16 protein-coding genes are annotated in these 23,868 nt (G+C 34.6%); 9 read left to right on the top strand and 7 right to left on the bottom strand.

Annotation, left to right across the window (positions count from 1 at the left end; translation table 11 throughout):
• Positions 1-42: 42 nt before the first annotated feature.
• From HND39_00910 to lon, 4 genes are all read right to left on the bottom strand, one after another.
• On the bottom strand, positions 43-756 hold the full coding sequence (locus HND39_00910; protein QKJ94936.1) for a (d)CMP kinase: 714 nt from the start codon (positions 754-756) through the stop codon (positions 43-45).
• Between the two features lie 98 nt (positions 757-854).
• Positions 855-2,510, bottom strand: coding sequence for a DNA polymerase III subunit gamma/tau (dnaX, locus tag HND39_00905; GenBank protein ID QKJ94935.1), 1,656 nt, complete (start codon positions 2,508-2,510; stop codon positions 855-857).
• The gene (locus HND39_00900) at positions 2,511-3,017 is read right to left on the bottom strand and encodes a GAF domain-containing protein (protein ID QKJ94934.1); all 507 of its coding nucleotides are present in this window, start codon (positions 3,015-3,017) and stop codon (positions 2,511-2,513) included. It abuts the gene before it with no gap.
• Positions 3,017-5,431: an endopeptidase La gene (gene lon, locus HND39_00895; GenBank protein ID QKJ97830.1), complete on the bottom strand. Its 2,415-nt coding sequence runs from the start codon at positions 5,429-5,431 to the stop codon at positions 3,017-3,019. Before lon ends, HND39_00900 begins: the two co-directional genes overlap by 1 nt.
• A 609-nt stretch (positions 5,432-6,040) precedes the next feature.
• Here lon and HND39_00890 point away from each other — a divergent pair.
• From HND39_00890 to HND39_00880, 3 genes are all read left to right on the top strand, one after another.
• Positions 6,041-7,786 (top strand): T9SS type A sorting domain-containing protein, encoded by a 1,746-nt coding sequence (locus HND39_00890; GenBank protein ID QKJ94933.1) that lies wholly within the window; start codon positions 6,041-6,043, stop codon positions 7,784-7,786.
• A gap of 1,176 nt (positions 7,787-8,962) precedes the next feature.
• Entirely contained in the window at positions 8,963-9,562 is a 600-nt protein-coding gene (locus tag HND39_00885; protein ID QKJ97829.1) for a T9SS type A sorting domain-containing protein, read from the top strand.
• Between the two features lie 127 nt (positions 9,563-9,689).
• Positions 9,690-10,457, top strand: coding sequence for an inositol monophosphatase (locus tag HND39_00880; protein QKJ94932.1), 768 nt, complete (start codon positions 9,690-9,692; stop codon positions 10,455-10,457).
• Positions 10,458-10,581: 124 nt separating this feature from the next.
• Here HND39_00880 and HND39_00875 read toward each other — a convergent pair whose 3' ends face one another.
• Both HND39_00875 and HND39_00870 read right to left on the bottom strand, forming a co-directional pair.
• Complete coding sequence (locus HND39_00875; GenBank protein QKJ94931.1) at positions 10,582-10,746, bottom strand: hypothetical protein; 165 nt, start codon at positions 10,744-10,746, stop codon at positions 10,582-10,584.
• Entirely contained in the window at positions 10,727-12,556 is a 1,830-nt protein-coding gene (locus tag HND39_00870; GenBank protein ID QKJ94930.1) for a long-chain fatty acid--CoA ligase, read from the bottom strand. Before HND39_00870 ends, HND39_00875 begins: the two co-directional genes overlap by 20 nt.
• 244 nt (positions 12,557-12,800) lie before the next feature.
• Here HND39_00870 and pruA point away from each other — a divergent pair, with 244 nt between their 5' ends.
• On the top strand, positions 12,801-14,432 hold the full coding sequence (gene pruA, locus HND39_00865) for an L-glutamate gamma-semialdehyde dehydrogenase (GenBank protein QKJ94929.1): 1,632 nt from the start codon (positions 12,801-12,803) through the stop codon (positions 14,430-14,432).
• 104 nt (positions 14,433-14,536) lie between these two features.
• Positions 14,537-15,751, top strand: coding sequence for an ADP-forming succinate--CoA ligase subunit beta (gene sucC / locus HND39_00860; GenBank protein QKJ94928.1), 1,215 nt, complete (start codon positions 14,537-14,539; stop codon positions 15,749-15,751).
• Between the two features lie 103 nt (positions 15,752-15,854).
• On the opposite strand, the gene HND39_00855 is transcribed toward sucC, so the two are convergent.
• Positions 15,855-16,028: a hypothetical protein gene (locus HND39_00855; GenBank protein QKJ94927.1), complete on the bottom strand. Its 174-nt coding sequence runs from the start codon at positions 16,026-16,028 to the stop codon at positions 15,855-15,857.
• Between the two features lie 113 nt (positions 16,029-16,141).
• Here HND39_00855 and HND39_00850 point away from each other — a divergent pair, with 113 nt between their 5' ends.
• The 4 genes from HND39_00850 (at position 16,142) to HND39_00835 (ending at position 23,793) form a co-directional block, all read left to right on the top strand.
• Complete coding sequence (locus tag HND39_00850; protein QKJ94926.1) at positions 16,142-17,881, top strand: T9SS type A sorting domain-containing protein; 1,740 nt, start codon at positions 16,142-16,144, stop codon at positions 17,879-17,881.
• A 1,418-nt stretch (positions 17,882-19,299) separates the two neighbouring features.
• A complete protein-coding gene (locus HND39_00845; protein ID QKJ97828.1) occupies positions 19,300-19,734 on the top strand; it encodes a T9SS type A sorting domain-containing protein in 435 nt (144 codons plus the stop codon).
• A 513-nt stretch (positions 19,735-20,247) separates the two neighbouring features.
• Positions 20,248-21,975: a T9SS type A sorting domain-containing protein gene (locus tag HND39_00840; GenBank protein QKJ94925.1), complete on the top strand. Its 1,728-nt coding sequence runs from the start codon at positions 20,248-20,250 to the stop codon at positions 21,973-21,975.
• A 243-nt stretch (positions 21,976-22,218) separates the two neighbouring features.
• Entirely contained in the window at positions 22,219-23,793 is a 1,575-nt protein-coding gene (locus HND39_00835) for a T9SS type A sorting domain-containing protein (GenBank protein ID QKJ97827.1), read from the top strand.
• Positions 23,794-23,868: the final 75 nt, after the last annotated feature.

Genomic DNA, 23,868 nt, shown 5'->3' with positions numbered 1-23,868 from the left:
CCGGATGAACAGAGAAGATATAGTTTGTTTTGTTTGACATAATTAGTTAGCCGGTTTATTAATTTTTAATTGAATATTTTTTTTCGTTGCAGCTTTTTGTACTTCTTCTAATATCAAATTTACTTGCTGATCAATTGAAACATTAGTTGTATCAACTTCAATGGCATCTGCTGCTTTTGTTAATGGACTATCATTCCTGCTTGAATCAATTTTATCTCTGTTTGATAAATTTTCTCTGATATCATTAACAAGAACGCGTGATCCTTTTTCAAGATATTCTCTGGCTCGACGGTCTGCGCGTATATCAAGAGATGCTGTTAAGAAGATTTTGACATCAGCATTTGGAAAAACAACTGTTCCGATATCTCTACCTTCCATAACAATACCTTTTTCTCTTTCACCCATATCTCTTTGTTTTTCTACAAGCAATTTTCTCACTTCGCTGATTCTGCTCACTTCACTTACATGCTCGTTGACTTCAGTTGAACGAATATCTTTTGAAACATTCTTATCATTTAAAAGAACAATAACTTCACCATCTTCAAACTTAAGATCAATTTTACATCTCCTTGCCAGTTCAATTATTCTGATTTCATCACCAATTGCTCCGTTTTGAAGAGCAAGGTAAGTTATCGCACGGTACATTGCACCTGTGTCTATGTATATGTAACCAAGTTTTTGAGCGATAAGCTTAGCCGAAGTGCTTTTTCCGGAACCGGCAGGACCATCAATTGCTACAACAAGTCCTTTTGACATAGACTACAAAAATATCGATTATTAACGCCAAATCAAAGATATTGAGAGACATAGTTACACAAGCAATGATATGGATTAAAAACTTAAAAAATTAGCAATTAAGCAATTTTTTCGCCGTCAAGTTCGTTAAGTATTATCTCTTCGTAAGGATCTGGTGAAGCGGTGGATGCGGAATCTGATTCCAGGTTTTTTTGAGGCTTGTCGCTATTAAGGATTTTTGTATGACTAATTGAAAAATTAAATCTTCGACCAAAAAATTCTTCTGATTTTTTTGTCAGATATTTTTCGTTGATTCTGAATATGTTTATATCAGCTTCGTTCACAGATGAAAAATACAAATTATTATCTTTTAATGATAGAAGACTGAAATTTTTCAAGGCAGGTCCGAGAGTAAATCCTTTTTCCGAATTAATAGATTCGATAAATCCTTCCCATTTTTTGACAACTTCTTCAAAGTCTAAATGCGGCTGCGGAATTGGATTATCCGTTTTGGATGTTTGTGAGTCTTCAACAGATTCAGGTTTTTTCAGAGCGACCTGATTATTGCCTGCTTTTTTTTTAGAAGTAGGTTCGGAGGAGTAGAAAGTTTTTGCTGGTTCTTTTACACTGATATTTTTTGAATCGGTTCTATCAACTTCTGAAACTAATTCTGAGATAGTTTTTGAATTTTCGAGACCAATCAGATGGCTAAGGATAATTTCAATTTTCAGTTTTTGATTTTGTGAATAGCGAAGTTCTTGCTGCGATTTATTCAGAAAGTTAAGAAGTCGGAGAATATCACTTTCAGAGAATTTATTCGAGTAGCTTAAATATTTTGATTTATAAACATCTGCAGTTTCGATATTATCTGTAGAATCAGTTATTACAACTGATAAAATATTTCTGAAATGTTCGGTTAAACCATCCAGCAAATCGCTGAAGTCCCAGCCATTTTCATAGATTTTTTCAGAACTTTGAAATACAACTTTGAAGTCTCTATTAATTACTGCATCTGAAATATGAAAATAAATTTCTTCATCAATCAGGTTGAGCATTTGTGTTACAAGCTCTGCATCAATTTTTCCCTTGGAGAATGCTACAATCTGATCAAAATAACTTTCAGCATCACGTAATGCACCATCAGCTTTCTTTGCAATGATTGTCAGCGTTTTATCATCGATTTTTATTTTTTCCTCATCAGCGATCATCTTCAGAGTCTCTTTTATTTTATCGAGCTGGATTCTTCTGAAATCGTATCTCTGGCATCTCGAAATAATTGTAAGTGGAACTTTATGAACATCTGTAGTTGCAAAGATAAAGATGACATGTTCCGGTGGTTCCTCAAGTGTTTTCAGAAATGCATTGAATGATTCTTTTGTCAGCATATGCACTTCATCAATAATGTAAACCTTATATTTTCCACGAGTTGGTGCGTATTTAACTGAATCTCTCAAAGTCCTGATTTCATCAATTCCTCTGTTCGATGCACCATCAATTTCGATTATATCAATCAGCTGAGAACTCTGAATTGATTTACACATTTCACATTCATTGCAGGGTTCTGAGTTTTTTCTGTTCTCACAGTTTAATGTCTTTGCAAGAATTCTTGCGGTTGTAGTTTTACCAACACCGCGTGGACCGGTAAACAAATATGCATGCGCAATTCTTTTTTCTTTGATTGCATTCTTCAGCGTGCTTGTTATATGTTCCTGACCAACAACATCTTCAAATCGCTGCGGTCTCCACTTTCTTGCTGTTACTACAAAATTGCTCATTTACTTTTTATTGTTTGATGGAAAGATTTCATCACATAGAAATTTACAAATTTCTTCTAAATAATTTTTGTCAATTATTCCAAAAGAATTCAGTTCATAACTGTCAATATCCAGAACACCGAGTAATTTACCGGTTTGAATTAGTGGGATAACAATTTCTGATTTTGAACTGCTGTCGCAGGCAATGTGACCGGGAAACATATCAACATCAGCAACTATTATCGTCTCTCTTTTTCTGGCAGCAGTTCCGCAGACACCTTTTCCTATTTCGATATTGGTGCAGGCAACTTTTCCCTGGAAAGGTCCGAGATATAGTTTTTCGCCGTTGAAAAGATAGAAACCGACCCAACTAATTTTATCGAAAGTATCTTTGATGATAGCGGTAAAGTTTGAAAGATTGGAAATTAAATTATCTTCTTTCATCAGAAGAGATTTTATTTGAGAAACAAGAAGTCTGTACCGTTCTTCTTCAGACAGATGTTTATCAATTCTGATTTCCTCAATCATCATCTATTTTTCTTTGTTGTTTTTTCTTTTTTCACTTCAGCAGTTTTTTTCGATTTGACTCCATCAAACAGAAATGGAATAGCCTGTTCTGCTTTATCAATTGTGATAATATCTAACCCTGATTTAACTTTATCCGACACTTCTTTCAAATCAATTTCATTTTCTTTTGGAATAAGAACTGTTTTAATGTTGTTTCTTTTTGCAGCTAAAAGTTTTTCTGTCAGCCCACCAATCGCAAGAACTGAACCTGTCAAAGTTATTTCACCAGTCATTGCAACATTGTTCGATGCGGGTTTACCGCTTATTGCTGAAAGCATTGCCATTGCCATCGCAACTCCTGCGGACGGACCATCTTTTGGAATTGCACCTTCGGGTAAATGAATATGAATTTCTCTTCCTTTAAAGAAATCCGGATTTAAACCTAAGTGTTTAGCAGAAGCTCTAAGATAGCTCAAGGCTGCCTGAGCTGATTCTTTCATAACATTTCCAAGCTGACCTGTGAGATTTAATTTTCCAGCTCCGTTCATAATTGTAACATCAACAGAAAGTAATTCACCGCCTGTACTTGTCCATGCTAATCCGGTTACGCTGCCTACTTTGTTTCCTTTGCTATGTCTCTGATATCTGTATCTTGGAGTTTTCAGATATTCTTCAACCAATTCTTCGGTGATAACATATTTAGATTTCTTTTTATTTTTTCCATTTGTCGATTCTTTTACAACGATTTCTTTTGCGAGCTTTCTGAAAATCGAAGCAATCTCTCTTTCAAGATTTCTAACTCCTGCCTCTCTTGTGTATTCACCGATAATTTTTTTAATCGCATTTTCATTAAACTCAATATTTTTATTTTCAAGTCCGTGAGCTTTTAATTGTTTTGGTATTAGATGTTTCTTTGCAATTTCCAGTTTATCATATTCAAGATAACCGGGGAGTTCAATTATTTCCATTCTGTCCTGAAGCGGAAGAGGAATGTTGTAACGAATGTTTGCAGTAGTTATGAACATTACTTGCTGAAGATTGTAATCAACTTCAAGATAGTGATCGTTAAAAGTATGATTCTGTTCCGGATCTAGAACTTCGAGCATTGCTGATGAAGGATCACCTCTGAAATCCATACTCATTTTATCAATTTCATCGAGAAGAATAACAGGATTAATAGTTCCGGCTCGTTTCATTGATTGAATTATTTTACCGGGCATTGAGCCAATGTAAGTTCTTCTGTGACCGCGAATTTCAGCTTCATCACGAACACCGCCGAGACTGATACGAACAAAATTTCTTCCGAGAGCTCTGGCAATTGACTTACCGAGAGAAGTTTTTCCAACTCCGGGAGGTCCGACAAAACACAAAATTTGTCCTTTCATCTGTTTTACTAAATTCAAAACAGCAATATGTTCAATGATTCTTTCTTTTGGTTTTTCAAGACCGAAATGATCTTCATCCAGAATTTTCTGAACGTGCTTGATGTTCAGATTGTCTTTTGATTTATTACTCCACGGAACACCAACAAGCCAATCAAGATAATTTCTTATCACTGTTGATTCAGGAGACATTGGCGGAGTTTTTCTAAGCTTGTTGAATTCTTCAAAAGCTTTATCCTCAACTTCCTTCGGCATCTTAGCTTTCTTAATCTGTTCGCGTATCTTCACAAATTCCGGCGATGCATCTTCATCTTCTCCGAGTTCATCCTGCAAAATTTTTATTTGTTCCTGTATGATAAACTTACGTTGTGTCTTTGCAATGTTTTCCTGGACTTTGTTATCGATCTCCTTTTCAATTCTAAGTATATCAATTTCAGAATTCAATACTTTGATTACTTCAAGATATTGTTCTTTAAGTGTAAATTTTTGAAGAATAGTTTGCTTGACTTCAATTGACTGATTGATATTTGCCGCAGCATAAAAAAGTTTTCTGTCAGGTTCTTCGATATTATCAAAAGCAGTTATTGTATCCTTTGGTACGTTCTTACTGATCTTCACATAATCCTTAAACAACTGCGTCATTTGTCTGATCATAGCGTTCATTTCATGGTCATTCTCAACACCCGGAATTATTAATTCAATTTTACCTTCAAAGAAACTTTTATTATTCGTGAACTCAATTATCTTTGCCTGGAACAAACCATCAACGAGAATTTTCATTAATCCATTTGGCAGTTTTAATATCTGAACAATTTTTGCAACTGTACCTTCCGGATATAAATCTTTTATTGAAGGATCCTCAACTGCTGATTTTTTTTGTGTTGATAAGAAAATGTATTTTGTGTGCTCAACAGCATAATTTGCTGCTCGGATAGATTGTTCTCTGCCAACAAGCACAGGAAATATCATATAAGGAAAGATTACGATATCTCTCAGTGGTAAAATTGGCAATTCTTCGGGTATGCTATCTACTATTGAATTATTTTCAGACATGTGAGATTCCAAATCCTTTAATTTTTCCAAAAAATTTTCCTTTATTGAACATAAATTCAGTTCGTTCAACACGTGAGATAAGCATTATTACAATTTCTCTCGTGTATATTAATTATTATCTCACGTGTTAAATATATCTAATTAACGATCTGCTTTCAAGGAAGTAAGCCTGTATTGACAGATCTACCTTCGAGGTCAAGCAGATGTATAATAGATTCAAAAGTCAGAGTTTGTAGTTATTTGATATTCGGAACATATCGTCGTAAAAAAATTAAAATAGGACTGCTTGACTTTGTAAAATCCACTGCTTAAGTTCCTGTTGAAATTAATTCAAGATAGCTGATTGATGAATATTTTCTGGCACAATATTTACTCTCTCTCTCTCTCTCTGGGAGGAAAACAAAATGATTTCCTCTCCCATAATTCTTTTGTGCCTGAATAATGTTCATCTTCCTTTCACAAATCTTTTCTTATCCACAAATTTTTATACAACCGGTTTTACATAACTTGACAAAGTCATCCGTCATTCTGAACCTGCTTGCAGCAGGCAAGCTTGTTTCGGAATCTAACAGTAAATATTTCTTTCCCTATTAAATATTGTGTAGCAAAATGAATAAAATATTTTTATTCCTGGTTTTTGGATTAAGTGCAATTATTGTTGCACAGAAAAACACATTCAACAAAGAAGCTGAGTTACGAAGGTTTGTTGCACAAGGCGGCAAGGTTGAAGAAATCTCTCCGAATGTTTACAAGCTAACATACAGAACGGGAGAAAGCAGAGTATTTAGCCTGAACCGAAAAGAAAATACCGATGTTAATAATAACTCTGTTGATACAACAATAATAAATATGTGGGAAATTGATACTACCAAATACAACAACAAATTTACATTTTGGCAAAGAGTTGCTTTAAATAATGACTATGTTTTTACTCCACCATATGTAGATGATTTAAATAGAAACGGCAGACCCGAAATTTATGGTAAACATCATTCTTCTTTTCTAGGGATTAATGGAGGACCAGTTGAAGTTTACGAAAGAAATGAAAATGGAGTATTTGGACCGCTCTATGCATATGAAGATTCTGCTACATTATCTGTAAAAGCTATGGGTGAATTGCACAGCAGTGGCGAAAAAGAGATATTTATGAATTATTATAACGATACAATACCACAATTTGTTGTTTATAGAAGCGATTCTATAGGTGTTTTGCCAACTACTTTTGATTTCATTTTTTATTATAGCATCCCATTTTTCTCAATATATGATATGACCCTTGGTGAATTTGATAAAAACGGCATACCTGATTGTGCTTTTATAAGTTCTGATGCAAATGGTATCCCATTAATTATTATTAGTGAATTCAAGGATAGCACAAATAATTTTTCAACTGTTTATGAACAAATTACGTCTGATACAACTACTGTAAATGTTCCATCGGGATTTGCGATTAATGATTTCAACTACAATGGTAAAACTGAATTAGTATCAGGTACTACACAAGGGATAATATACTCTATTGAAGCTACTAAAGAGAATCTTTATGAGTTAATCTGGCAGAGTAATTTTTCTACATTCAATGCATATATGAAAACCACAACAAATGATATTGATGGAAACGGAAAGCCGGAATTCTGGATTGGCGGGCAGGATTTTGTTGAAGGCATTACACGACTTGAATGTTACGAGGCAAACGGAGATAATAACTACGAACCTGTTGCAATGATTGAATTAAGATATATAAATTCACTTTACACTTTTTACCTGCAGTCAACTGACCTTGACAGAGATAATAAAGAAGAACTTATTTTATCTGTTGCAAATACTATCTTAATATTAAAGTTTGAAGGCTCACCGAACAATCATCAATATGGAATTTATTATGTAAAAATTGGTGAAGCTACTGAGCCAACCGTTGAGTTCCTCCCATTGAATATTGCAGATTTAAATGGAGATGGAAAAATTGATATTCTTTTACCATTCCAAAAATCTGAAAATGGTCAAGCTATAAATTTTAGCTATATACTAAAACAAAATGGTGCAGTAGGTGTTGAACAATTAAATACTGATTCAATTAGTTTTGATATATATATAAAAAGTTATCCTGTTCCATTCAACTCAATATCATCAGTTAGATTTTCAATAGTAAAGGAAGGTTTTGTAAAAATTAAAATTTATAATTCATTAGGGAAAGAAATAAAAACACTGTTAGAAGAGCAACTTTCTCCCGGGGAATATGAAACCCACTGGGAAGCAAAAGACAAATACGGTAATCCACTTTCAAGCGGAATTTACTTTATCAGTCTCCAGACAGACAATGTCTTTAAAACAACTAAAACAATTCTTTTAAAATAAGGAGAAAGAAAAATGTTTAATAAAATTAAATCCCTTTATTTAGGGAGATACGTAATATTCGTAATCCTGTTTTGTTTTTCGTCAGTCATTACAGCACAGAATCCTGAATGGGGATCTGTTAAGGAAACTAATATAAATGTTGGTTCAGCTTTATCATTCGATATATTCACTAATCAGGATGGGAATCACATAATTGTTCAGGAGAGTAACTCTTTGAAGTATTACAAAATGAATTTAAATGGTCAGGCAGGCTCACCTATTACTCTTGAAAGTGTTTCTGTTGTTTCACCAAGCATAACCGGAAATGAAACAAGACTTTATGTAGTTTACAGAAGAAGCAATGAAACTTTTATCAGGACAAGAGTAAGTACAAATGGCGGGAGTTCCTGGTCTTATTTATCTCAAACCCCTTCAAATAGTAATGGTAGTAATATTGAGTCGGTAGTTTCCAACAACAATCTTCATATTTCTTTTCAAATTAGTAATTCAGTTTATTATAGTAGAAAATATATTCTTGATGGAAGTGCTTGGACTTCGCGATATACAGTTTCCGATACAGAAACAGGTACGGCACCCAGGATAGCGGCTTGGAAAGATGCAGATGAAGACAAAGTATATTTTATTTATCGTAACTCACTTACAACTGGCAAATTCAGAGAGTATAATATTACAGCAAATCAGTGGGGAAGTAAATATACGGGTTATAGTCTTAATCCTTCAAACCTTTCTGGATCAGCGCCAGTAGGCTTCACGGTTGGTAGTGATTATGTTTATTACTACTATTCTTACTCAACTACCAATCCAAATGAGATATATTTTCAATACAGAATATTAACAAAGACTGGCAGTCTAATTTGGGAAAGTTATGCTAAACCGAGAAATGAAACATTTAGAGTACACACAACTACAACATTTGATGGTGCAAGTCACACTGCCTATTGGGATGAATTCTATCCAGGATTATATCGTCAAAAGAATCTCAGTACTCAATTTATCGCTCCCGATCTCTTTTATTGGAATAATAATCAGCAAGCTGTATTTAATCCGCCAGTAAATTTATCTTCAGCAGGTAACGAAGTTCACGTAATATGGAAAGATAATTTGGGGAGCAATAACGGAAATATTCTGCGTTACAGATGGGACAATCAAAATCCAATTGCACCACAAAATCTTACTATGAGTTCTCATAATAATCATCCTAAATTAGTTTGGCAGAAAAATCCTGAACAGGATGTGGATTATTATCGTATTTACAGGAAGAAAGGTACAGGAAATTACACTTTGCTTACAACTGTTTCTGTTTCATTACCAACTGAATATGTTGATAATGAAGAAACAGTTTGTAATCCTCCACCCGGTGCGCATTGTGAAAATGAAGTTGTAGCTAAGTATTATATTACGGCTGTTGACTTAACATCAAAAGTTTCATTACCATCAAATGAAGTTGAAGCAATATTACAAGGAACTCCTCCATCAAAACCAACTGCTGATAACCCTTTCAATGGAGCCGTGTATGCTTATTCGTTAAGTCAGAATTACCCAAACCCATTCAATCCCACTACAACAATAAGCTACTCAATTAAATCACCAGGTTTGGTATCATTAAAAGTATATGATATACTCGGAACAGAAGTAGCATCTTTGGTTAATGAAAATCAGGAAGCAGGCAACTATTCTGTCGAATTTAATGCCTACAACTTGACCAGTGGAATTTATTTCTACACACTCACCTCTGGTAATTTTGTGGAAACTAAAAAACTAATTCTGCTTAAGTAGGTATTCCATTCAACAAAAAAGGCGAACATTGACAGTTCGCCTTTTTATTTCTTCTCAAAAACAATCAGCATACTTTAATGATAAAAATTATTTTATGTTATTATATTTAAAACCAAAAAATAATTTTATGCTTAACGACATAATCCAAATATCCAAAGAAGCCGGTGAGTTAATCAGAAATGCATTCGGCAAAACTCATTTAGTAGAATTCAAAACAAACGAACAAAATCTTGTTACCGAAACCGACAAAGCATCGGAAAAACTTATTACGGATTTTATAAAGAAAAAATATCCTTCTCACGGAATTTTAGCGGAAGAGGGAAGTGAGCTAAATAAAAATGCAGAATATCTCTGGATAATTGACCCTCTCGATGGAACAACTAATTTTACTCACGGACTTCCAATATTTGCAGTTTCAATTGGTGTTCAGAAAAACGGTGAGACAATTTACGGAGTTGTTTACGATGTTATGAGAGATGTAATTTTTTCTGCAGAGAAAAATGGAGGCAGTTTTGAAAACGAGAAAAAAAATTCTGTTAGTAAAAATGAAAACCTCGGGCACAGTGTTTTAGTTACCGGGTTTCCGTACAACATAAAAGAAAATCCTGATAAAGCTTTTGAAAGATTTATCGCTTTCTTAAAAGAAGCCCGTGCTGTACGAAGACTTGGTTCCGCAGCAATTGATTTTTGTTTTGTTGCAAGCGGAGTATTTGATGGATTCTGGGAAGTTTCTCTTCACCCATGGGATATTTGTGCTGGAAAATTAATTGTTGAAGAAGCAGGCGGACTTGTTACAGATTTTGATGGGAAAGAAATTGGTATTTATTCAAATAGAATCCTTGCAACAAATAAATTCGTCCATCAAAAAATTATTGATGTGATGAGACGAGTTTAAGTAATTATTGATACTTCTGAATTATTATCGATGTGTCACTCTGAATATTATCTTTTTAATTTAAAACAAGATATTTCACACCTGCCTTGCAAGCAGGTCGTTCAATATAACAAACTAGAATTTTTCAGAAGTCTTTATTAGAATTTTTCATTTTGCTTCTGTCATTCAGGTAAATAGAACGATTCCAGAATCTGCGTTCAGTTTCCTGACCTGCCTGTCCGACAGGCAGGGTTGCTACGCTCCAGGAATGACTTAAAAAGAAGAAAACTTTAACCCTTCTCCATCCCACCGAAATACATTTTCTCAATCAGGTAATTGTATTTTTCCTCAACAACTTTTCGCTTAATCTTCAGGCTTGGAGTTATTTCGCCTGTTTCAATTGTGAAGGGCTTATCAAGCAATGCAAACTTTCTAACACGTTCATAGTTAGCAAGTTTTTTTTGCAGCTTGCCCATATCATCTTCAATTAATTTATAAATCTGATCATTGTTTGTAAGATCACCCTCATTGTTGTAAGAAATTTTATGTGCATCGGCATATTCTTTTAATGCTTCATAATCAGGAACAATGAGCGCGCTCAGGAACATTCTCTTATCTCCGATCAAAACAAATTGATCAATGTATTTACTTGCAAGAAAAATATTTTCAATAGGAGTTGGAGCAATATATTTTCCGGCACTTGTTTTAAACAGATGTTTCTTCCTATCCGTGATTTGTAAAAATCCTTCTGTATCAAATACACCGATATCCCCGGTGTGTAACCAGCCGTTGATTATTGTTTCGTCTGTTTCTTTCTTCTTTTTGTAATAACCTTTCATGATGTTTGGACCGCGGGCAAGTATTTCACCATCAGGAGCAATTTTAACTTCAACTCCCGGCAATGGTTTGCCAACAGTCCCAAATTTATAATCGTCAGGTTTGTTTGCTGTAATTACCGGAGACGACTCTGTTAGCCCATAACCTTCAACAATCTTAATTCCGGCAGCTTCAAAAAATTCTCCCAGCTCTTTTGAAAGAGCAGCACCACCTGAAATAAAAAATCTTAATCTTCCACCTGTGCGTTCTCTTATTTTTTTGAATACAAGCTTATCGGCAACTTTATATTTTGTTGACAGAGCAAATGGGACTGAGCCTTTCTTTTTGGCGGCGAAATATTGTTTGCCTAAATCCAGTGCCCAATAAAATATTTTTTGTTTTGTAACCGATTGACTTTCAACATTCTTAATTATTCGTGATTGGATTCTTTCGAACAATCTTGGAACGGATGTCATCAAAGTTGGTTTTGCTTCCTGGAGATTTGCAGCAACCTTTTCAATACTTTCAGCGTAGTAAATTGTGCATCCTGCTGCGAATGCGGTGTAACAACCAGCCATTCTTTCAAAGATGTGACAAAGAGGAAGGAATGAAAGGAACACATCATCTTTCGTAATTGGGAAAATCTCAAGTGCAGCGTTTACATTCGAAATAATATTTTGATGAGTAAGGATTACTCCTTTTGGTTCGCCAGTTGTTCCGGAAGTATAAATGATTGTGCAGATATCATCTTCTTTAATTTCAGCCGAAGATTTTTTTAACAAATCGGGGCTGCTATTCCGGATGTTCTTTCCTTTTTCCTGAATTTGTGCGAAAGTGAAAAGATTATCCAATACCGAAACATCATCGTGATCATTAAGGATTATAATATATTTCAAATGTTTGCAATTCTTTAAAACCTTTTGAACTTTATTTAATTGAAATCCAGTCGAAACAATTATCGCTTTTGATTCCGAATCGTTGAGTATGTATTCTATTGAATCTGAAGTTAAAGATGGGTATAGAGGTACATTAACTATCCCCAGCATCTGCATTGCAAAATCAGCATAAACCCATTCAGGACGATTTTCGGAAATTAGTGCTACACTGTCACCCTTTTTTAAACCGAGTGCATTCAACCCAAACGCAAAAGAATCGGTTTCTTTTTTAAGTTCGGGATAGGTAATTCCTGTGTAAACATTATCGACTTTCCTGAAAATAGCGTGACCACCTTTTTTAGGTCCGAAATCTTCTGTTAAGAATTTATAAAGTTCAGGTATTGTGTAGAATGCTTTCAACGATCCCATTGGCTACTCCATTTAGTTCAGCAAAGCATTAAAATTATTTAAGTGGAATGAATGGCTGCAAACCCTCTGTCACTGCTTCCATCATTTATCTACCTGTAAAATAATGCAGTAATAATTAATTGCAAAGAAATATTATTGAAAGAAATCTATGAGAAAAATCATTTGAGTGATAATCGTTTACATTGTATCTCAAAGCCAAAAAGGGTAATTTTCATAACACATTTTTTAATTTTAAGGATATCCAATGTCTAATGCATATTTCAAAGTACCACACCCAATAAATGAACCAGTAAAATCTTACAAACCAGGCAGTCCGGAAAGAGAAGAGTTAAAGAAAAAATTAATTGAATTAAAATCTAAAAAGATTGAAGTTCCGTTAATAATCGGCGGAGAAGAAGTCAAAACCGGCAATACTGAGGAGATGAGAATTCCACACAATCATAGCCATGTTCTTGGTGTTTATCATAAAGCAAGTAAAAAAGAAGTTGACATGGCAGTAGAAGCCGCACTCGAAGCTAGAAAAGAATGGGCTGAAATGCCTTGGGAACATAGAGTTTCCGTTTTCTTAAAGATTGCTGATCTGTTAGCAGGACCGTGGAGATCTACAATTAATGCTGCAACAATGCTCGGGCAATCCAAAACTGTTTACCAGGCAGAAATTGATTCTGCTGCTGAACTGGTTGACTTCTATAGATTTAATTGTCATTACACCACAGAATTAATGAAAGAGCAGCCATATTCACCTTATGGAATGTGGAACAGATCGGAGTACAGAGCTCTTGAAGGTTTTATCTTTGCCGTTACACCATTTAACTTCACATCGATTGCTGGAAATCTTCCAACTGCACCGGCGATTGTAGGTAATGTTAGTTTATGGAAGCCAGCATCGAGTGCAGTTTATTCAGCTTACTGGTTGATGAAATTATTTGAAGAAGCTGGTTTACCGAAAGGAGTTATTAATTTTGTCCCCGGTTCTGGTGGACAGGTTGGAACACCGGCATTTACAAATCCAAATCTTGCAGGTGTTCACTTTACCGGTTCGACTGAAGTTTTTCAGAATATGTGGAAAACAATTTCGGACAATTTAAAAAATATGAAATACTATCCACGCATAGTTGGAGAAACCGGCGGTAAAGATTTTATTTTTGCTCATAATTCTGCAGATGTTGATGCACTTGTTGTTGCAGCTTTACGGGGTGCATTTGAGTATCAAGGACAAAAATGTTCTGCAGCTTCAAGAATGTATATTCCTAAATCAATCTGGAAAGAGTTCAAAGAAAAATATGTAGCTGAAGTTGGTAAAATAAAAATGGGTGATGTGGAAGACTTCACGAACTTTATGGGTGCTGTAATTGATAAAGGTGCATTTAAGACAATCACCGAATATATCAAATATGCAAAAGCATCTAACGAAGCTGAGATAATCACCGGTGGTAACTTTGATGATTCAAAAGGATATTTTATTGAACCAACAACTATCTTTACAACTAATCCAAAATTTAAAACGATGCAGGAAGAAATATTCGGACCAGTTTTAACAATATATGTTTATGATGATAACAAACTTGATGAAGCTTTGACATTATGCGATGAAACTTCTCCCTATGCATTAACAGGTGCAATCTTTGCACAAGATAGAAATGTAATTGTTAAAATGTCTAATAGATTAAGAAATGCTGCTGGAAATTTTTATATAAATGATAAACCAACCGGAGCAGTTGTTGGTCAGCAGCCATTTGGTGGTGGAAGAGCTTCAGGCACAAATGATAAAGCAGGAAGTGCAATGAACATTTTGCGATGGATGACAGCGAGAACAATTAAAGAAACTTTTGATCCGCCCAAAGATTGGCGCTATCCGTTTATGGGGGAAAAATAACATTTGTCAAGCTGAACTTGTTTCAGTTTCTAAAATCATTTAACGAGATTCCGAACCTAGTTCGGAATGACAAAATAGGAATAGCAAATAATAAAGGAAATTATATGAAAATACACGAATACCAGGCAAAAGAAACTTTAAAGAAATATAACGTTCCTGTCCAGGATGGAATTGCAATAAAAAGTATGGACGAATTCGATGGAGTAATCTTCCAGCTTAAGCAGAAAGGTATAAGTCAGTTTGTTGTTAAATCGCAGATTCATGCAGGCGGAAGAGGAAAAGGTAAATTATATAATCCTAAAAACCCTGATGAATTAATTCTTGAAGGCGGAGTTAAGTTCACAACTTCAGTTGAAAAAGCAAAAGAAATTGCAAGTAAGATTTTAGGTAATCTTCTTGTTACACATCAAACAGGTCCGGAAGGGAAAATTGTAAAAACACTATTCATCACTGAAGGACTCGATTACAAAAAAGAATTATATCTCGGAATTCTTCTTGATCGTGCAGTTTCTAAAAATGTAATCATGGTTTCTACTGAAGGTGGAGTAGAGATTGAAAAAGTAGCTGCGGAAACTCCCGAAAAAATTATAAAAGAATGGATTGATCCGGCAGTCGGATTGCGAGATTACCAGGCACGTAAACTTGCTTTTGCTCTTGGTCTGGAAGGAAGTGCTTTCAAAAGTTTTATACCATTCATAAAATCTCTTTATAATGCTTATGAAAAAACGGATGCTTCTTTGCTTGAAATCAATCCACTTGTGATCACGAATGATGACAAAGTTATTGCACTGGATGCAAAAATGAACTTCGATGATAATGCAATTTACCGTCATCCTGAAATTGCAGCTTACAGAGATCTTGATGAGGAAGATCCCTTGGAGATTGAAGCATCAAAGTATAATCTCAATTATATTAAACTCGATGGAAACGTTGGCTGTATGGTTAACGGCGCCGGACTTGCAATGGCAACAATGGATATTATAAAACTTGCGGGCGGTGAACCGGCAAACTTTCTTGATGTTGGCGGTGGTGCAAGCAAAGAAACAGTGGCGAACGGTTTTAAGATTATTCTCTCTGATATAAATGTTAAAGCAATTCTTATTAATATATTTGGTGGAATTGTAAGATGCGACCGGGTTGCACAGGGAGTTATTGACGCAGCAAAAGAAATGCACGTTGCTGTTCCGATTGTTGTACGGCTTGAAGGTACGAACGCAAAAGAAGCAGGAATACTTCTGAGAGAATCAGGATTAAACTTTGAAGTTGCTGATTCATTTGCTGATGCTGCGAAAAAAGTGACTGCGGTTTTGAAAAAGTAAAAATTAAATCTATTTAGTGCTTGTAAATTCTCGAGTGATCGTGGGTTTTTTTACGAGTTCAACAATTTATCAAGAACCACCTTGACTTTCTAAAATTCCTTATCTAAGTTTCTGTTGAAATTAATTCAGGGTAGAAAACCGATGAACTTTTTTTCAGAAATAAGTTCTTCAAAGGTGGCACGATATTTAGCTCTCTCTCTCTCTCCGGAGCGAGAAAGATGGTGAAATTATTTTCACCAATCCAGATTATTCTGTATGAAACTTTCAAAGTTTCCATACAGCAATTCAATCAACCATCCATTCATTTCTTATTCTTCCCTTCTGGTTTTACATAGCTCGGAGATAAGCAAATCTCTTCCACGAAATTTTTATTAAGAGGATAGTATGTTATTGAATAAATTTTTTATTGTGATATTATTAGTTATGACAGTAGCTCAAAGCACATTTGCACAAAAAAGGTCATTTAATGAATTCAGGAATAATCCAGGTATTGATGTCCATCTTTTGCAGGATAGCACCTTCGAAGTAATTGACAAGGCAACAAATGACCGCTACTTAAAATCTTTGCGAGCATTCCCAGAAGAAGATAATCTTAGTCAAGCAGACTTGATTTTAGAGCTAGATACACTAAATCTCAGTTACTATGATAATCTATACCGTTCCTATGGAAAAATACCAGCCTATAATGCTTACTCAGCAAATTACATTGCCATTGATGCTAATAAGAATAATAAGATGGAACTTTATGTTTATCGATTTGTCAATAATTCACCGTTTTTGGATTTTCATGCCACACAAATTTATGAGCAAAGTAATGACTCGTTATTCAGCTTGATTTATGATTTTCCGTTGGATTCATCTGATAAGTTTTTTGATGTTGGAGACATTACAAATGATGGACTGTTGGATATTTTCTATAGAGGTAGGGAAAACAGTATGAAATTTTTCAAACAGAATACACCTAATGATTTAATCAATAATTTCAATTTTATCTATAACTCCTTTCCCCCACAGTATCAACCCAACACACCAACATTTTATGATATTGATAATGATATTAATCTCGAGATAATTTATTTTCTGGATGCAGGAGATGGTGATAGTGTATGGTCATACAGCAACCACGTGGCTAAGTATAATCCTCAAATAAATAATTATGAACTTATTTATTATCATCGCCCATTACCTGATAAATATACTTATGGTATTTCAACGGGTGATTTTGATCAGGATGTGAAAGGAAATTTTGGAACCGGAAGTATAGATGGTAAATTCTATATATACGAACATGTTCAGGGAAAGCAATATATGGTTGAACTTGAAGATACACTCCAAACTTATAATGCATATCTGACCACTTTTACAGACGATATGGATGGTAACGGGAAGCCGGAGATATGGATAGGTGGTGATTTCAACAGCAGCCTTTATGGCGGTGTAACAAGAATTTACGTTTTTGAAGCTGACGTGCCCGGAAATTATGAGCAGGTTTACCAGATTGATATTCGGGGACTTTTTGCTTTTACAACAGGTAAATTGCGTTTTTGTGATCTGGACTATGATGGGAAGAAAGATCTTTTTCTTGCAAACGGAGATTTTGTTTTTGGGATTAAAAATAATGGCGTAGGTTCTTACTATTTCGATTTTATTAACCTCTTACCATTAATTGATACTACATACTCAAGTCAATTGATAGATAGAATTGATGCTGCTGATTTAGATGGTGATGGAACTTATGAAATTGTTGCAAATCATTACCTTTACTTTCCATCTCAGAAGAGTGCTTATTACTCTGTTTTTCATAAACGCAATAAGATTTCTGAAGTAGATGATAATTATAATCCTATTCTTGATAGATTTGATTTGTATAATAACTATCCAAATCCATTCAATCCTGAAACCAGGATAAAATTTCATTTACCATCGGACGCAAGAGTATCTTTATGCATTTATAATTCACTCGGGGAAGAGATAAAAGTATTAATAAATGAAACCTGCTTAAGCGGAGAATATGAAATTATCTGGAATGGAACAGATGTAAATGGAAATTTAGTTCCTTCCGGAATTTATTTCATTACAATGATTGCTGATAAATACAGCAAAACAATTAAATCAGTTTTAATTAAATAATCAGACTCATCTTATTTGCTGAGCCTGGATAAAAAGGGAGAACTAAAATGAAAAAGCTAATTTTTATTCTTACAGTTTTATTTATATCAGTCGGCTTTAGTCAGAATTATTGGTCGTCTGAAACCGATATTAATTTCTTTGTCCAGTCAAATACAATAGTTACTTCGTTTGTAGATCAAAATGGTGTGCATATTGTTTACTCAAGGAATGGAGGAATAAGATATGCACTTGTGAACTCGAATGGAGGTGTAATAAAATACGACAAAGTAATTGAATCAGAAGGCGCAGGAACTAATCATGCAAACGTAGTTGCATTTGGAAATGACGTTTATGCAGTCTATTACAAAAACGATGATATTAAAGTAGCAAGAAGCACCAATCTCGGTGATACCTGGAATAACACATTTTCTAGTCGTGATTTAGTCAATACCGGCTGCAATAAAATTCTTGCTTATAAATATGATGCATTAATTTACATAGTTTGGTCAGAAGTCAGAGTAAGCGGTTGGGGCTATGATTCACACTTCATAAAATTTACTCCATCGGGTCCTAGTTGGAGCGAATATAAAAATATTACAGATAATGAAGAGTACGGTGGAGACGAACCTGATTTAACATTTTCACCTGACAGAGTTCACGTAAGCTTTATTAAATATCAATTTGATGAACCAAAAACTAGAGACCGTTCTTCAGGTACCTGGCAAGCATCTCAGAGCGTTCCGTTCAATTATTTACCATATACAACCAATCTGAGAAAGGGTAAACCAATTATTTCTAGTAACTATTTAAATGAAATGTACAGAGCGGACTATGCTTCAATCGGTACAGAAGGCTCATATATTGGTCATTCATATAGAAGTTTGGGTAGTTCCACTTGGAATCAAAACAACGAAAACCTTTTCACTCCGGTTAACAAAATACACGTTGTCAATAATACGCTTAATAACAGAATACATATTATCTATTATGATGAACAGGCTGTCAACTATGTTCACAAGTATCTTACAGGTACAACTTATTCAGGTGTTATCGCAAATGTACCTTTGTTTGAGCAATCAAGTTTCTTAAGTTCAAATTCGAATGATTTATATCTGTTAAGAGTTTCCAATCCAGATTATCCTTCGAAAATAAAATTCAGGCATTATGATGATGCTCCACTTGCACCTACTGGATTAGCAGTTAATCCATATCAACAAGGAAATGTACAGTGCGCAAAGCTAACCTGGCAATTAAATAACGAACCTGATGTATTTGTAAAGACATATAATGCTTATCAAGTTGAACGCAGAATAAAGTTTCTGGATAATCCCTGGGGACCTTGGACAGTTGTTTATTCTCCCGGCGGTAGTATATCTCAGTTCATAGATTCAGAAGTTCAAGGTGCTGGTTCCGGAGAGAGTTATTTTGCTGAATACAGAATGAGAGCTTTAGATAATAACAATCATTATTCAGCTTATTCCTCGACCGTAATGATCGAATTTTTGAAATTCATACATAACTCTCCTGGGAATAATGGTTCGAATGCAACAAATAAAGTTAACAACTCTGGTTCTGCAGCGTTAAGTTACAACTATGAACTCAGCCAGAACTACCCCAATCCTTTTAACCCAACAACAACAATTTCATACTCAATAAAAAATGCAGGAGAAGTTTCTTTGAAAGTTTATGATATGCTCGGAACAGAAGTAGCTTCATTGGTAAATGAAAATCAAGAAGCAGGAAATTACTCAATTACTTTCAACGCAGCAGAACTTCCAAGCCGATCAGGCTCGGCATTAACGAGTGGGATTTATTTCTACACATTAACTTCAGGAAATTTTATGGAGACGAAGAAATTAATTTTGCTGAAGTAAACAACCAGCCTCAACATCACACGGAATCCGGTTAATACCGGGTTCTGTTTTTATTTATTTCCCGGATATCCAAAACTCATAAACATATTTTCATCACATCGCAATTATTCAGCCTTCATCCATAGATGCAAAAATATTTTTCTGATATAATTTAATAAAGATATTGACTTTGTGAGATCAGTTCGTTAAGTTCTCATTGAAATTAATTCAGGGTAGAAAACCGATGAACTTTTTTTCAGAAATAAGTTCTTCAAAGTTGGCACGATATTTAGCTCTCTCTCTCTCTCTCCGGAGCGAGAAAGATGGTGAAATTATTTTCACCAATCCAGATTATTCTGTATGAAACTTTCAAAGTTCTCATACAATCATTCAATCAACCATCCATTCATTTCTTATTCTTCCCTTCTGGTTTTACATAGCTTGAAAAAAATCATCAGTTATTGCTATCCGGCAATTGACGGAGAAGCAATCTCTAACAGTGTTTTCTTTCCCTATAAAATATTGAGTAGCAGAATGAATAAAATATTTTTCTTACTGGTTTTTGGATTAAGTGCAATTATCCTTGCGCAGCAAAACAATTTTAACAAAGGGTATGAACTACAAAAATTTGTTGAACAGGGAGGAAAGTATGAAGAAAATTCACCAAATATTTACAGGCTAACAAACAGAATTGGAGAAAGCAGGACTTTTTATCTTGGCAGCAAAGAAAATATTTTTGAAAGTAATGCGGATGTTGATACAACAATAATAAACATTTGGGAAATAGATACAACTAAATACAGCAGCAAATTTACCTTTTGGCAACAAGTTCCTGTAGCTAATATTTCTTGGTGGTTACCTCAGCCAGTAGAAGATTTAAATAATAATGGACGACCGGAATTATTCGGATGTACAAATACAATTATACCCAATATTGCTGGGCCAGTAAAAATATTTGAGAGAAATATCAATGACATTTACCAAGATATATTTTCTTATGATACTTCTACAGTTTTAGTAAAAGGAATTGCAGATTTTAACAAAGATGAGAACAAAGAGATAATTATAGCATCATTAGTGGATGATGTTTTTTTCTTTTATCCAGTTTATAAATGTGATTCAGCAAGTGTTTTACCAACAACTCCCGATTTCTTCTTTTATTTAGACACACTCCAAATAAATAATTTAATATTGGGAGATTGGGATAATAACGGGATAACAGATTGTGCTTTTACTACTCCGAGTATTTGGGATACAACAATGTGTGTTATATCTGAATACAGAGATAGCATAAACAATTTTGAAGAAGTATTCAGATTTAAATCTATCTTTGATAGTGATATCTCTGGCTTTGCAATCGGGGATTTTGATCAGGATAATAAGACTGAACTGGTTATTAGCTCAGGTCCCGGTAATGTATTTGTAATAGAAAATGAAGATGAAAATGAGTATTCAATTGTTAATCAATTCCCATTTTCTACGCCTAATACATATATGCAAGCTGCTACAAAAGATCTTGATGGGAACGGAAAACCTGAATTCTGGATTGGCGGGCAAGATTTTGAAGAGGGAATTACTCTTTATCAATGTTATGAAACAGATAGGGATAACAGCTATAAGGTAGTTGCAAGCATTGAACTCAGATATTTGACTTCCCTTTCCTTTACTAATTTATTACAAGCAGTAGACATCGATGACGACAACAAAGAAGAATTAATTATTTCGATAGGCAATGTAATACTAATTATAAAATTTGTTGGTTCTCCCGGCAATCATCAGTATAAGCTGTGGTATGCAAAGCTCGGAGAAGTAACACAGCTCGGCGCTCAATTCTATCCTGTTTCTATTGCAGATCTTAATGGTGATGGAAAGAGAGACCTTCTTATTCCGATGGAAAAATATACACCTTCAGTTATTTATAACTTTAGCTACATACTGAAAAGAGATAAAATATCTGGAATAATTGAATCAGAGATTAAAGAACTATCCTTTGAAGTCGTTCGGGCTTATCCGAATCCCTTTAATTCAGAAAGTATTATCAGCTTCAATATTTATGAAACTTCAAACGTTCAGTTAAAAATTTTTAATTCATTAGGGAAAGAAATAACAACACTATTAGATAAGGTATTCTCTCCGGGAAATTATAATATTTCCTGGGATGCAAGGGACAGACTTGGCAATTCACTACCAAGCGGTGTTTATCTAATTGTCCTCAAGACAAAGAATTCTGTTAGAACATTTAAATCACTTTTGTTAAAATAATCAGACTCAGCTTAACTGCTGAGCCTTGACAAGAAAGGTATTTTAAAAATGAAGAAGATAATCATCTTAATTGTTCTGCTGCTATATGCAGCAGGTTTTACACAGACGCCAAACTGGACTTCTGTTAAAGAAACAAACATTAATGTTTCTAATGCATTAAATTTTGGCGGTGTGGATATATTTACAAACCGGGATGGTAACCATATTATCGTCCAAAACAGTAGTTCGTTGAAATATTACAAAATGAATCTGAACGGAGTTGCAGGTTCGCCAATAACTATAGAATACTCCGCAGTAGTTTCTCCGAGTATTTCCGGTGATGCAGACAATATTTATATTGTTTATGGAATCGGAAGCCAAATGAGAGTAAGACGTAGTACTAATGGTGGTTCAAACTGGAGTTTAATATACACACTCAATCTTGTGACAAGTACATCTTGGATGGAATCTATAGTTTCCAATCAAAACTTGCACATAACTTACCTTGAGTCAGGAATAGTAAAATATAGATACCGTAATTATCAGAGTGGGAATTTCACAGGTGAAATGGTAGTTTCCACAGGAGAAACCGGCACATATCCAAAAATAACTGCCCGTTACACTGGAGTGAACGAAGATTATGTCTATTTTATGTGGCAAAAGAGCGGCACAAATACTAATAACTGGAGAAAATATAGAGTTACACAAAATGACTGGACTTCTGTATTATCAGGTTATACTGTATCAGAACCTAATCTTGTTTCATCAAACCTTGCTGGTATTCGTGTTACAAGCACAACACTTGTAATTTACTATTCATTCTATGAGAATGGAACTTACAGTCATCGGCTTGGCTGGGCATGGAAAAGATTAAGTGATAATGCTTTTTTAGGTTATCTGCCTAACCCTTATTCTAATTTCAATCAATTGGTTTACTCAACAACTACTTTTGACAATAACAGTCATTCGGCATTTTATTACAAACAAATAGCTGGTGGTGAAGGTGGTGGACAAATAGAGGATTTTGCCATCTGGCGTTCCAAATCAATAAGCGGATATCCTGATGATATTATTTATAACTATGGCCTTAATCCACCATCAGTTGATCCAATGCACGTAAATGTATCTTCGGCAGGCAATGAAGTTCACGTTATCTGGAAAGATAGTTTAGGAAGCAACAACGGAAATAATTTGAGGTACAGGTGGGAAAATTTAAATCCAATTGCACCACAAAATCTTACTATGTCCTCGCATAATAATCATCCTAAATTAGTTTGGCAGAAAAATCCTGAACAGGATATAGATTATTATCGTATTTATAGGAGGATCGGTTCTCTTCCCTTCACATTGCATACAACTGTTTCAGCCTCACTGCCCACTGAATATATTGACAATGAGGAAACAGTTTGCAATCCTCCTCCTGGTGCACAATGCCAGAGTGGAACAGTAGCAAAATATTATATTACCGCAGTTGATTTAACAGCTAAAGTTTCACCAGCATCAAATGAAGTAGAAGCAATTGTTCAAGGAGAGGATCCTTATAAAATTTCTGTTAATAATCCAACCGAAGTTGTTGATAACTATGAGTTAAGTCAGAACTATCCAAACCCGTTCAACCCAACGACAACAATTTCATACTCAATAAAAACTTCCGGAGAAGTTTCTTTGAAAGTTTATGATATGCTCGGGACAGAAGTAGCATCATTGGTAAATGAAAATCAAGAAGCTGGAAATTACTCAGTTACATTTAATGCTTCAAATCTGCCAAGTGGAATTTATGTTTACGCTCTTACTTCCGGCAATTTTGTCGATACAAAGAAACTTATACTGTTAAAGTAAACTCCTATCTTTCTTAGCCCCGTTCATTCGGGGCTTTTTTTATGTCCGATATTTGCTTACAAAAATTTTATTAAT

The sequence above is a fragment of the Ignavibacteriota bacterium genome (genome assembly GCA_013285405.1).
Lineage (GTDB): Bacteria > Bacteroidota > Ignavibacteria > Ignavibacteriales > Ignavibacteriaceae > IGN2.
The sequence above is the reverse complement of the archived record's forward strand: the minus strand, read 5'-3'. Positions and strand labels throughout refer to the sequence as shown.

Bases quoted from the DNA above. Each gene is read 5' to 3' on its own strand.
- HND39_00910 (QKJ94936.1), bottom strand. From the start codon at position 756: ATGTCAAAAGGACTTGTTGTAGCAATTGATGGTCCTGCCGGTTCCGGA.
- dnaX (QKJ94935.1), bottom strand. From the start codon at position 2,510: ATGAGCAATTTTGTAGTAACAGCAAGAAAGTGGAGACCGCAGCGATTT.
- HND39_00900 (QKJ94934.1), bottom strand. From the start codon at position 3,017: ATGATTGAGGAAATCAGAATTGATAAACATCTGTCTGAAGAAGAACGG.
- lon (QKJ97830.1), bottom strand. From the start codon at position 5,431: ATGTCTGAAAATAATTCAATAGTAGATAGCATACCCGAAGAATTGCCA.
- HND39_00890 (QKJ94933.1), top strand. From the start codon at position 6,041: ATGAATAAAATATTTTTATTCCTGGTTTTTGGATTAAGTGCAATTATT.
- HND39_00885 (QKJ97829.1), top strand. From the start codon at position 8,963: ATGAGTTCTCATAATAATCATCCTAAATTAGTTTGGCAGAAAAATCCT.
- HND39_00880 (QKJ94932.1), top strand. From the start codon at position 9,690: ATGCTTAACGACATAATCCAAATATCCAAAGAAGCCGGTGAGTTAATC.
- HND39_00870 (QKJ94930.1), bottom strand. From the start codon at position 12,556: ATGGGATCGTTGAAAGCATTCTACACAATACCTGAACTTTATAAATTC.
- pruA (QKJ94929.1), top strand. From the start codon at position 12,801: ATGTCTAATGCATATTTCAAAGTACCACACCCAATAAATGAACCAGTA.
- sucC (QKJ94928.1), top strand. From the start codon at position 14,537: ATGAAAATACACGAATACCAGGCAAAAGAAACTTTAAAGAAATATAAC.
- HND39_00855 (QKJ94927.1), bottom strand. From the start codon at position 16,028: ATGGAAACTTTGAAAGTTTCATACAGAATAATCTGGATTGGTGAAAAT.
- HND39_00845 (QKJ97828.1), top strand. From the start codon at position 19,300: ATGAGAGCTTTAGATAATAACAATCATTATTCAGCTTATTCCTCGACC.
- HND39_00840 (QKJ94925.1), top strand. From the start codon at position 20,248: ATGAATAAAATATTTTTCTTACTGGTTTTTGGATTAAGTGCAATTATC.
- HND39_00835 (QKJ97827.1), top strand. From the start codon at position 22,219: ATGAATCTGAACGGAGTTGCAGGTTCGCCAATAACTATAGAATACTCC.